We start from the raw sequence: 11,539 nt of genomic DNA on the forward strand, positions 1-11,539 counted from the left end.
CGAGTCACCCGCTATTGCTAACGGGGTCGCTCACTCAAAATACTGACCGTTATCTCATTACTGAGACAACGTTAATACTTTTTGTGAACATTTGATATTTTAAGTAATCAAGAACCGAGGTTCTTGGCACCTTCATCAAACGCCCACACTTATCGACTGTTAATTTTTAAAGATCAGAATTCGGTGTTGCTTCATCTGTCGCTTGCTTCGAATCGTTGTGTTCGTCAGCAGCAGAGGAAAGAGAGTATGAGGTGTTTTTCGTTTTTCGTCAACCCCTCATTTCGCTTCGTCTCAGATTTCTCTGCCAAAATTGCCAACGTAACCACTTGATTACGTTAACATTTTTCGGTCGTTGCCGAAGCGGAGGCGAACTATATCAAACCTCGACAGGGTTCCGCAAGACCCGATTTCAAACGCGCTTCCACGTGTCGGTCAGCATTCAGTTTGCTGGATTGTTTCCGTGCGCGCGTAATTCTCTCTTGCAAGGTATATTCATTGGCTGATTGGCAAGCCCACCAACTCTCGCGCTTGCTACGCACCTATGGAGAAATAATGAAGCACACCGTCTTGCGCCTCACGGCGATCGCCGCTGTCTGCGCCGGCTGGCCCCTGGCAGCCATGGCCGAGGACATCCGCGACCCGATGAACGTGGTCGTGGTCAGCGGCACCCGCGCCGAACACACGAGTTTCGACCTGCCGGCCGCGATCGACGTGGTCGATGCGGCGCAGATCGGCGACACCCAGCTGCGCGTCAACGCCTCCGAGGCCCTGGTCGCCGTGCCGGGCATCGTGGTGCGCAATCGCGAGAACTACGCGCAGGATTTGCAAATCTCGTCGCGCGGCTTCGGCACCCGCTCCGCCTTCGGCGTGCGTGGCGTGCGCCTGGTGGCGGACGGCATCCCGGCCACCATGCCCGACGGCCAGGGCCAGGCCGCGACCTTCAACCTCGATCTCGCCGAGCGCATCGAAGTGCTGCGCGGCCCCTTCTCCGCCTTGTATGGCAACCACTCCGGCGGCGTAGTCCAGCTCTTCACGCGCGCGCCGACCGACAAGCCCACGATAGAAGCAAGCTTCGCCGGCGGCAGCTACGGCCAGCGCAAGTTCGACACCAATGCATCCGGCCGCAGCGGCGGCATCGGCTACCTGCTCGATGCCTCGCGCTTCGAGACCGACGGCTACCGCGACCACAGCGCCGCGACGCGCAAGCAGGCCTATGCCAAGCTGGTGGTCAAGCCATCGTCGACCAGCCGCCTGGTGCTGACCGCGAGCGGCCTGCGCCAGGACGACACGCAAGACCCGCTCGGCGTGACCTGGGCCACCTATCAACGCGACCCGCGCGCGGGCGAGATCGACACCACCGACACGCAAACGCCGCAGCGCACGCTGGCCGACCGCTACGACACGCGCAAGAGCATCGACCACCAGCAGTTCGGGGCAACCTATGAACAGAGATTCGGCGACGACGACCGCCTGCAGGTGACGGCCTATGGCGGCAACCGCCGCGTGATCCAGTACCAGTCGTTCTCGCGCGGCTTCCAGGCGCCGAGCAGCCACTCCGGCGGCGTGATCGACTTCGACCGCGACTTCTACGGTGTCGACGCCAACTGGCGCGCGGTGCGCCAGGTCGCCGGCGGCACGATGCGCGCCACGGCCGGCCTCGAACTGGCGCGCTCGAAGGATGCGCGCCAGGGCTTCGAGAACTTCGTTGGCGACACCTTCGGCGTCAAGGGAAATCTGCGGCGCGACGAGCAGAACGAGGTGACCAGCGTCGATCCTTACGTGCAGGTCGAGTGGGAACGCGATCGCTGGGTGCTGAGCGGCGGCGTGCGCCACAGCCGCGTCGATTTCGACGTCGAGGACCGCTACCTCTCCAACGGCGACGACAGCGGCGGCACCGACTTCCGCCACACGACACCGCTGGTGGGCGTGCTGTACAAGGTGTCGCCGACCCTGAATGTGTACGCCAGCGCGGCGCGCGGCTTCGAGACGCCGACCATGAACGAATCGTTTTATTCGGGCACCGGCGGCGGCTTCAACTTCGCGCTCGAGCCGGCGATCGGCACCCACCTGGAAGCCGGCGTGAAAGCGATGGTGGCCAACGGCGTGCGCGTGAATGCCGCGGTATTCCAGGTCAAGACGAAAGACGAACTGGTGGTCGACGCTTCGTCCGGCGGCCGTACCAGCTACCGCAATGCCGGCGCGACGCTGCGCCAGGGCGGCGAACTGTCGGTCGACGCCGAACTCGGCGCCGGCTGGAACGCGCGCCTGGCACTGAGCATGCTGCACGCCGTCTATGACGAAGCCTTTGGCGCGGTGCCGAAGGGCAGCCGCCTGCCCGGCCTGCCGAAGTCCAGCTTCTATGGCGAATTCGGCTGGCGGGAAGCGGCCGGCCGCTATGGCGCGGCGCTCGAGACCATCGCCAACAGCAAGGTGTATGCGGAAGACAGCAACACCGCCACGCCGGCGCCAGGCTATGCGATCGTCAATGCCCGGGTCCAGGCGAGCCAGCAGCTGGGCGGTTGGAAGCTGCGCCAGTTCGCGCGCCTGAACAACCTGTTCGACCGCGACTACGTCGGTTCCGTCATCGTGGGCGACACCAACCGCCGCTATTACGAAGCGGCGCCGGGCCGCAACTGGATCCTGGGCGTCAGCGCGCAGTACCAGTTCCGGTAGTACGGGTTCCATTAGCCGCGTCCTTGTCCGCTGCCGGCGCTGCCGGCGCCACCGGCGCCGCAGCGCCCGGCAGCGCGACGTCGGGATACAGGCGCGCGAACGTCGCCGTCACGGCCGGCACCAGCACCGCCTCGACCAGCCTGGTCGCCGCGCCCAGGTCCGGCGCCTCACGCACCGACTGCCACAGGCGCTCGCCATTGACATGGATGGTGCTCAGCGCCTGTTCGGCCTCGGCCTGCCAGAACGGCGGCGCCTCGCTCTCCACATAATTGCCTCGTCCGCGACCGAAGTGCGCCACTGCCAGGTAGCGCAGGATGGCACTGGCCAGCAGCGTTTGCAGGAAGGGATCGGCGAACTTGACGTTGGCCTGGTTGCGGTCGGTGCCCTGGTTGAAACCCCAGGCCGCGCCGGCCGCCGTGATGCCGCCGGCGATCGCGCCCAGCAGCGCACCGGCGCCCAGGGTCAGGCCGCCCACCATCGCATCGGCCGACAGGCCAGTCGCCGCGCCCGATACCACCGCGCCAAGAAGGCCCGCCTGCGCCTTGTCCACCGGCGCGCGCACCGCGAAGTTTTCGCGCACACGGGCGTTCACGTTCACCGCCTGACCCGGATCGATGCGGTACAGCGACAGCATGCGCGCGGTCGCGTGGTTGATGCCCTCGTTCAGGCGCTGCACCAGCGCTGCCATCGCAAGATCCTGGCGGCGCTGCTCGTCCTTGCCGATGCCGACCGCCTTCAAGGCGCTGCGCAGCATGCCAGTGCGTTCCGCGCCCAGCGGCTCGCTGTCGCGTGCGGCGGCCGCGATCTGCTCGGCGCTCATGTTCAGTGCGCTCGCATAGCGCACGCGATTGCGCTCAGCCCATGCAGCCAGCAGGCGCGCATAGGCCGGGCGTTTCTCGACGTCGACCAGGCCAGCCATCGATTCATAGAACACGTGCTCGTGCACCCAGCAGCGGGCGAAGGCGTCCAGCGGCAGCACCTCTTTCACCACCGAGTACTGCGCCAAATGCTGCTTCCAGCGCTTGGGCTCGGCCTGCTCCTCCTGTGCCGGCCGTGGCGGGCCGACCTGGTTGAGCAGCACGACCACCGGCTTGCCGAGCCACTCGAGGATCTTCATCTCGGACGGCAGGTAACCGGCATCCTGCGGCGATTCGGACGAATTGACCAGGTAGAGCACGACGTCCGCTTCTTCGCGCGCAGCGCGCAGCGCCTGCTGGCTGAGCCAGAACGGGCGGTCGCGGTAGCGGTCGAACACCTCGCGCAGGAACCAGCCGATCGGATTGCCGGCCATCTCCAGGCGCTTGTGCAGGCGCACCGAATCGCCGAAGCCCGGCGTGTCCCACAGCACCAGTGAATCTCCCTCTTCGGTGTGCAGGAGCGGGTAGCCTTCCGAGATCTGGGTAACGTGGGCAGCGTCGCGGATCTCGCCGACGTCCATCCCGACCAGGGTGCGCGCCAGCGTGGTCTTGCCGTTATTGGTGTGCGAGACAAGCGCGAACTGGATTTTCGCGGGCGTGATCATCGCAGCTCCGGCAAGGCCAGGCCCGCGCCCAGTTCAAGCGCATGCTTGTCGGGCTGGAGCAGGTTGACGACGTGGGCCGAGGCCCCATGGAAGCTGCAGAACTGGCGCCACAAGGCATGGCGTTCGGCGACGCGCTCGCTGCCGACCTGCTCCCCGATGCGCTCGAGCAGCGGCGATTCGTCGAGCAGCACGGCCACGCCGCGCGGCACGCGCTTGACCAGGTAGTCGAGCAGCGCGCCGTGGTTTTCCTTCTCGGGCGTAGCGGCAAGACTGAACAGCACCGTGGTCACCGTGATGCCGGCTTCGTTCAAGGTCGTCTCGCGCAAGGCGTCCTTTAGCTCGACGCCATAACCGACTGGCGGCAGCAGTTGCACCCTCGCCTGCCCGCTCAGGGCCGCTGCGGCGATCGCCCACAGGCCGCGGTCGCGCGGTTCGTCCAGCGTGTAGCTATAAGGGATCACGCGCAGCACGGCCGGCGTGCCGGCGCCGATGCTGTCGGCCAGCTTGCGGTAATAAGGCTGGTCGAGATCGATCGGGAAGTTGCGCTTGAGGTGACGCGCGCGCAGGCCAGCGACCAGGGCCAGCACCAGGCGCGGAAGGATCACCAGGAGCAGCAAGGTCGCGCCGTACAGGTGGACCCAGCGATCGCCGACCGGCAGGCCGGCCGCGCCGCCAAAGCGCAGCTGTTCGATCTCGGCCAGCGAAAAACCCTGCAAGAAGGGGAACACGGTCAGCGCCGGCGTGAACAGCCATGACAGCAGCGTGTGCACCTGCTGTGCATCGAGGAAGGTGCTTTCCCAGCCGGTGACGTATTGCGTGAGCAGGCCGCGCGCATACAGCGACGCGACGGCGCCGAGCGCAAAGCCGGCCGCCGCCAGGTGGAAGGTGCGGGCCAGCCGCGCGCGCGTGAGCGGTTCGCTCAGCACCGCCCAATCGGCCAGGTAATGGGCGACGCCTTCGGCCAGCGCGGTCGGCAGCTTGCGCGGCGCGACCGCCTTGCCGACACTCAGGCGGCGCAGCAGCGGCGTGCCGCCCTTGCGCCGGCGCGCGGCCGGCACGATGGCCCAGACCAGCAGGCCGAGGTAGACGAGCAGGTTCCAGGCGACGATCGCCAGCAAGGGCGCCGACAGCAAGTCGATGCGGTGAGGATCGGCGATACGGTCGAGAACCGCGCCGAGCACGAAGGCCAGGAACGGCAAAGCGACCCAGATGCCGCCTATGCCCGGGGCGCGCCGGGCGAATACGCCGAAGGCCGGCGTACGTTCGCCCAGGCGCTTGAGGATTTGTTCTGCACGTTGCTGCAGGAAGTGATGCTGGTTGACCGCCATCTGGCTGTCGGCCGCCTGCCAGGCGGCGAGCTCGCGCGCGCTGCGGGTAGCGTACATGCGATCGTCGTCGCTCAGGACCGTGTGGGCAACATCGGCGTATTCGATCGAGCGCACCAGCACGACGTTGCGTGCAACCTGTTCGTTCATGCTTCTCCCGTGGGTGAAATGGCAATATTGTTGGGGGCATTGTGCACCAGATTCACCCAGGCTGGCAGTGGGCTGACGCACCGTGTGACACGGATAAGAAAAAACCCGGGCAAAGGCCCGGGTCCGTGGTGTTCGTGGACAGTGATTATCCTGGTGTGTCAGCCTTTGCGCTTGTTACCCGCATTCGATGAAGCCTCGTCGGGGCTGCCCTGCCATTGCTGGCTGCCGGATTGCCGCGATTCGCCAAGGCGGTCCAGCTCGCCGCGCGCCTGCATGCGCTGCGCTTGCTGGCGTGCACTCCATCCGCCGGCCTGCGAGCCAGCGCCGGCGCGCTGGCCGCGTCCGGTCGACTCGGACTGCATGGATCCGGTATTCCCCCTCGGGAAAGGCGTGTCGAGTCCCCCCGGCATGACGTAACCGGGCGCCCTGGACTGCAAGCTGCCTTCGGCCACCATCAATGTTTTCGGTTTGGCGCTGCCACGTGCACGGTTGTCCCCGCCCTTGACCTTCTGTTTCGACTTCATCGCGATCCTCCGCTTTGCTGAACAAGAAATTCGATGATGCGCCCCATGGGTAAGGCCCTCTATAGGAGAAGCGGTCGGCGCGCTGTAGGACTCTCCTGACCATCTACAGCAAGCACCGAGGTACGAATACCTGGCTCGGCAGGGGTCTCGACGCTGTTTCCGGTCTCGAGCGGGATCGATTTGAGCTCATCCATGATGTCCGGCCATTCTGGCAGTACTGACGCGAACTGGCGCGTCGCACGCTCGAGTTTGCCCATCCATTCGGCATGTGCGGTAGCGTCCACCGGAAGGCGGTCCGCCAGCAAATCGCCCATCCTCGGCAAATACATCCAATGCTCGGGAGCCGCCCGGATTTGCGCTTCCAGTTCGCCGAAGATGGCGGCGGTCAGCGTTGCCAGGTCGGCCTCCAGATCGCCGGACCGTTTGTACTGGATCGGTACGCCAAGCTTCAGGGTCGAAGCTAATCCGGCGCCGGGGCAGTTATAGCCGACAATCACATTCGCCCGGCCCTTGATCGCGAACAGCGCGGTTCCGGCCATGGCGGGAATCAGCCGGCCAAAGAACGGCACGTACAGGACGTGACCGGTGATGTCGAACACATCGGGCATCATGGTCAACGCCTCTCCCCGCTTGAGCACGCGCAGCGCTTTCAGCACTGCGGTGTCGTCATTGAACAGGGCGTTATATCCGTAGCCAAGGCGATGGAACAAGTCTTCGAATCCCTGGGACGCGCGGCTCTTCAAGGGCGGGTTATAGAAAGCGTTGATCGTCTTGCGATGGCCGATCTCCTTGATCAGCTTCAGGCATCCTGCCGCAAAATTGCCGTAGTGAGGCGTGACGAAAATGACGGGCGCTTCGCTTTCCATTACTGCGTCGAGATGCTCGCGCCCTTCGACCCGCACATGACGGTCAAGGAAGGTGTTGAGCTCACCGGCTTGCAGTGATGTCAGATACTGCTTGATCAGCGCAAACTTGCGCATCGATACCCAGTGGCGCACGTACAACTCGGCCCTTTCCGCTGCGCTTATGTCGGGAAATGCGGTGCGAATCGCATGGTCGATCCGTCTTTCCAGCATGGCGGCAGCCTCGCCGGACGACATCAATAACTGGGCGCGTGCGGCGGCGATCCTGCATCGCACGACCAGCTCGGGAAAATAAGCCACTTGCACATCCCTCCAATCAGTTTACGCCGCAGCGCGAAGTGCCGCCACCCGCGCCGCCGCGAGGCGGCAAAGCTCATCCGGCATGCCGCAAGGCGAACTTCTCCAGGCGCTGAAATACGCATCCAGCTGCTCGATCCGATTATGCCGCTCGATCTGGTAATAATGCATGCTTGCCCGATACAGGTAGTGCCAGGACAGCGTATCGTCAGGGGCGACCGAGGCCGATACCTGCAAATGTCCCAGCAGCCAGCGCAGCAGCGTGGTTATCGCCCTGGTGTGTTCCTCGGGGCCTACCTTTGGCGCTTCGCAGCTCACCAGTTCCGGTCCGACGCCGTTAGAAGCCGGGAAATAGCCGATCGTGAAAAACGTGTTCAGGCCATAACGGCACAACAAGGGGTCGAGCACTGAAAAGCGGCATGCCTTGCCCAGGAAACTGGTGTTCGCTGTGGTGCCCGCCGTTAACGTGTGTAGCTCGGGAAAGCTGACGTATACGACGGCCTGGGGCTGCTTGACCTGTATCTTGACGTGCTTGATTACCTCCTTTGTCTGGCAGCGAGGCAGATCTTGAATGGCTGCTCCCATATCCATGGAATGCCTGGCGAGGGCCGCACCTTCCACCAGTATCAATGGCAAGCTGCCGTCTAAAGCGAGCTCATGCAGGAGTTCGAGTGCAGCGCCGCTGAATGGCAATGCCATGAGACAGGATCCATGCTCCCTGAGTGCCCGCTGCAGCAGCCGCTGCGCCTGGTCGGGCGGAACGACCAGTCCGTCGCCGAATGGCTGTCCACCGCGACGCTCGCGCCGCTCGCACGCCGCCTGGGCACGCAAGATGGCATCTTCCTCACTCAAGCCGAGGTAATAAGCCATGCCGGCCGCCGCCTGCCGAATCGACCGCTCGGTATCGGGCTGCTTGCCGACCAGCGCTTGCGGACGCCTGCGCCAGGCGGCGAGTCTCCCTAACATGCTGATGTGCGAAAACATGAAGGTCCCCCTATCCATGTGTGCCGCCAGCAGGCAGTGCGCGCGCCGCGCGAATGCCGGTCACGATCACATTTACCCCCTGGCGTAGCCGATTCAGGAAAAAAAAGCTGGCGAACACGATCATCAGCGGCCAGATCAATATGCCGAGGTAATGACCGAGCACCAATGTCACGTCGCGCCAGCCCGCGTGATGGTCCGGCTCCAGCGACGGCCAATACACGTCGGGCGTGACCGACATGGCGGCGCCGAGCGAATGGAGCTCGTGTCCGAGAAATAGGCCGATATAGAAAAAATAGCTCCCGCTCAATACCAGATACGCATACAGGATTGCTGCCTGCAATGGCGGTCGGGATGCGCTTTGCTTGCCCATCGCACGCGCGATCAGCGCGCAGACCGACAGGCTCACCTGTTGATGGAGGTTGTGCAAGCCGCTCAGGTCCGACAGCAGCCAGTAGCCGTCGAACTTGAATACCGGGTTGAGCGTGAATAACATGGCGAAAGTGACCAGCCAGACCAGTTTGAGAGCGAGCGGATTGCCGCTTCCCAGTGCGACGGCATCGATCGCGATAAGGAGGATCGACTGGAAATATACCCCACCAAGGTCGACCACCGCTCGCTGGCGGGGCCGCAGTTGCCAGGCGTGGGTCACGTCCGCATACCAGACTGGAAAGATGAAATACAAGCCGAATCCGATGCCGCCATGCGGGCAGCGAAAATAGCGGCACGCTGCAATATGGCCAAGTTCATGCGCCAGGCCGCTAAACAGGAACAAGAGAGCCAGCGCTACGGTTTCCTGGATTGTCCAAGCGTCATGGACAAGATGGATTGCGCTTTGCAAGACGGTGGCATGCATCACCATGAATGTGGCGACGAGGACAATAACAACCTGCGGCCTGAACAGCCAACCGAGATGGGCGGCCATGCGCGCAGCGGACTGGGGGCTGAGCAAGGTCCAGCTGATAAGGAAAGGTTTTGCCGAAGTCGGCATCGGCGTGTCGCGGAACAAGACCGGCGGCAAGGTCTGTGCCGCGAGCGCGATGAGGCGCTCGGCTGGCATGTGGCTGCCTGCTTCGGCTGCGAACGCGAGCTCAAGTTGTTGCTGCGTTTCTGGACGGTGTAGTAGCGCAAGTACGAGGGCTCTGGCTTTGACCGAGATCAGAAAATACTTATCGCCAACCGTTAGAAGATAGCGCTTCGGCAATCTATCTACAGTACCCTCATAGGAAACAATGGTGATCCCCATCTTTAGTACAGGAATCGACGTATCGGGATTGGACATGGTGGATCCAGCCAGTTTCGCCGTGATGGCACACAGCCGTTTGCATGCCGGTTTGGACTTGCTGCAAGCGCTCGCCGCCTTTACTCGAAGGTGCTGAACAAGCCCGCATAGCTGCAAGTCGACTTCCAGCTAGCGTCTTGAGGCGGTTCGACCAATGCTTCCATTTCAAACCGGGCCTCCAGGGCTTCGATCGAGAAATCGTCAAGGGTAAGATCGTTAGCTTGCATGTTGCGCCTCCATCGCTATGATGAGTTGACCCTGCGTAGCTGGGCTGTGAACATGGCCTGACAGGCACTCCGGCCTAGCAACCCTGGTAGGCCGATTCAGTTTGTGTAAATACAAACCGAGTCTACGTTGTTATAAACATACTGTCAAGCAGTAATAACTTAATGTTTGACAGTAATAAAAGCCTGCTCCAATAAATTTATCACAGCTTTATTTCGTCAAAATGAAGCAAGACAAAGGTAATTTGCTGCAGTACAATAACAATTGCCACATCGACAAAGCTTGATGTGACAGAAATGTAAGGGCGGGCGCGAATCATGAACAAAGCCGTTTCTCATCCGGTAAAGCTGACTCCATTATTTCGTCTGTGCAACATCATCCGCTGGCTGTTGTCGGCATTTCTGTTGGTTCAAATTATCTTTTTCTTCCTTGCCTGGACAATTCCAATGCCGTTAGAACTTGGTTCTCTGCACATTCAACTTGATCCAGCCGGATTGGCGCCGAAGCTCGTGCAAGAGTTGTCCGTGGCGCAGAAGGTGACGGGAGTCGGGTTGGGCCTGCCTGGATTGGTGGCGCTTACCTGTGGCTTGATATGGTTGGGGCAGACCTTGCGCCACTTTCAGAACGGCCGGATATTTGCGGTAGACACGATCGCTCGGCTCCGTGCATCGGCAGGGGCAATTTTTCTGGCAATCCTGCTGTTTGCCCTGGAGAAGCCCATGCGTGAGGTTGCCTTCAATCTACTGGGGAATGGCAAAACCTATCCGGTATCGATTGACTTGAGTTCGAGCGAATTATTGCTGATCCTGGTTTGCAGCTTGTTCTACCTGGTCGCCGGGGTCATGCATGAAGGCCGCCGCTTGAGTGAAGAGAATGAGGGCTTCATCTGATGACGATCATCATCAATCTCGACGTCATGCTGGCCAAACGCAAGTTGAAATCCAAGGAGCTGGCTAGCTATATTGGAATCACGGAGCAGAATCTTTCCTTGCTGAAATCAGGAAAAGTCCGGGGAATCCGTTTTTCGACGCTCGAGAAAATCTGCGAACGACTCGCATGCCAGCCTGGCGACATCCTCGAATGGCGGCAAGGTGAGAGCACGACCGAGGACGGTGTAGAGCAAGTCTTCGATAGTTGATTCGGCTCCCTGCCCTATACCCGTCAGCCTGGAAAGCTCGAAGCCTTATATGGCTGGCACCTGATTTGCGATCATCTTCTTGATCGCGTCTGCTACCTCAGCAGGGTTCTGACGCTGCACCTGATGGTCTGAGTCGACAACAATCCTGGCGAGGAAACAATGGAAGACGGTGGGATTGTTGTTGATCGCAGAAAGCAAAAAACCCCCACCAGCCTACACGCGCTCAAGATCGCGTGTAGTGCAGGTGGGGGTTTTTCTATATAACTAGCCTGACGATAACCTACTTTCACACTGGTTGCAGCACTATCATCGGCGCAAAGTCGTTTCACGGTCCTGTTCGGGATGGGAAGGGGTGGGACCGACTTGCTATGGTCATCAGGCATGACTTGTACGAGCGTTCGTTGGACGCGTCGGCAGCGAAGCTGCCAACCCTGCGTCGGGCGAAGCTCTGAATCTGGAAGAAGTATTGTTTGGGTGGTAGCTTGTATTCAAGCAGTTGTACTCGTCAACCTCGGACTACCAAGGTTATAGGGACAAGCCTTACGGGCAATTAGTACTG

At 61.7% G+C, this 11,539-nt stretch carries 10 protein-coding genes and 1 rRNA gene; 3 read left to right on the forward strand and 8 right to left on the reverse strand.

Annotation, left to right across the window (positions count from 1 at the left end):
• Window positions 1-552: 552 nt before the first annotated feature.
• Window positions 553-2,673: a TonB-dependent receptor gene (locus E8M83_RS25780; RefSeq protein ID WP_137176210.1), complete on the forward strand. Its 2,121-nt coding sequence runs from the start codon at window positions 553-555 to the stop codon at window positions 2,671-2,673.
• Here E8M83_RS25780 and E8M83_RS25785 read toward each other — a convergent pair.
• The 7 genes from E8M83_RS25785 to E8M83_RS26030 all read right to left on the reverse strand — a co-directional run bounded on the left by E8M83_RS25785 (window position 2,648) and on the right by E8M83_RS26030 (window position 9,844).
• Window positions 2,648-4,195: a DUF3482 domain-containing protein gene (locus E8M83_RS25785; RefSeq protein WP_137176211.1), complete on the reverse strand. Its 1,548-nt coding sequence runs from the start codon at window positions 4,193-4,195 to the stop codon at window positions 2,648-2,650. The genes E8M83_RS25780 and E8M83_RS25785 overlap by 26 nt on opposite strands.
• Window positions 4,192-5,670: a DUF2868 domain-containing protein gene (locus E8M83_RS25790; RefSeq protein WP_137176212.1), complete on the reverse strand. Its 1,479-nt coding sequence runs from the start codon at window positions 5,668-5,670 to the stop codon at window positions 4,192-4,194. The genes E8M83_RS25785 and E8M83_RS25790 overlap by 4 nt, the downstream gene beginning before the upstream one ends.
• Window positions 5,671-5,828: 158 nt before the next feature.
• On the reverse strand, window positions 5,829-6,194 hold the full coding sequence (locus E8M83_RS25795; protein ID WP_137176213.1) for a hypothetical protein: 366 nt from the start codon (window positions 6,192-6,194) through the stop codon (window positions 5,829-5,831).
• A 59-nt stretch (window positions 6,195-6,253) separates the two neighbouring features.
• Window positions 6,254-7,357: a lysophospholipid acyltransferase family protein gene (locus tag E8M83_RS25800; protein WP_137176214.1), complete on the reverse strand. Its 1,104-nt coding sequence runs from the start codon at window positions 7,355-7,357 to the stop codon at window positions 6,254-6,256.
• Between the two features lie 21 nt (window positions 7,358-7,378).
• Window positions 7,379-8,338, reverse strand: a complete 960-nt coding sequence (locus E8M83_RS25805; protein ID WP_137176215.1) for a hypothetical protein — start codon at window positions 8,336-8,338, stop codon at window positions 7,379-7,381.
• Window positions 8,339-8,348: 10 nt separating this feature from the next.
• Window positions 8,349-9,617 carry a hypothetical protein gene (locus E8M83_RS25810; protein WP_137176216.1) on the reverse strand — a complete coding sequence of 423 codons (1,269 nt, stop codon included), beginning with the start codon at window positions 9,615-9,617 and terminating at the stop codon, window positions 8,349-8,351.
• Between the two features lie 80 nt (window positions 9,618-9,697).
• On the reverse strand, window positions 9,698-9,844 hold the full coding sequence (locus E8M83_RS26030; protein WP_170976928.1) for a hypothetical protein: 147 nt from the start codon (window positions 9,842-9,844) through the stop codon (window positions 9,698-9,700).
• A gap of 315 nt (window positions 9,845-10,159) precedes the next feature.
• Between E8M83_RS26030 and E8M83_RS25815 the strand changes: the two genes are divergently transcribed.
• Both E8M83_RS25815 and E8M83_RS25820 read left to right on the forward strand, forming a co-directional pair.
• A complete protein-coding gene (locus E8M83_RS25815; protein WP_137176217.1) occupies window positions 10,160-10,732 on the forward strand; it encodes a DUF2975 domain-containing protein in 573 nt (190 codons plus the stop codon).
• Window positions 10,732-10,980: a helix-turn-helix transcriptional regulator gene (locus E8M83_RS25820; RefSeq protein WP_137176218.1), complete on the forward strand. Its 249-nt coding sequence runs from the start codon at window positions 10,732-10,734 to the stop codon at window positions 10,978-10,980. The genes E8M83_RS25815 and E8M83_RS25820 overlap by 1 nt, the downstream gene beginning before the upstream one ends.
• 267 nt (window positions 10,981-11,247) lie before the next feature.
• On the opposite strand, the gene rrf is transcribed toward E8M83_RS25820, so the two are convergent.
• Window positions 11,248-11,360 (reverse strand): 5S ribosomal RNA (gene rrf, locus E8M83_RS25825).
• Window positions 11,361-11,539: the final 179 nt, after the last annotated feature.

The organism is Massilia sp. HP4 (assembly GCF_005222695.1).
Classification (GTDB): domain Bacteria; phylum Pseudomonadota; class Gammaproteobacteria; order Burkholderiales; family Burkholderiaceae_D; genus Telluria.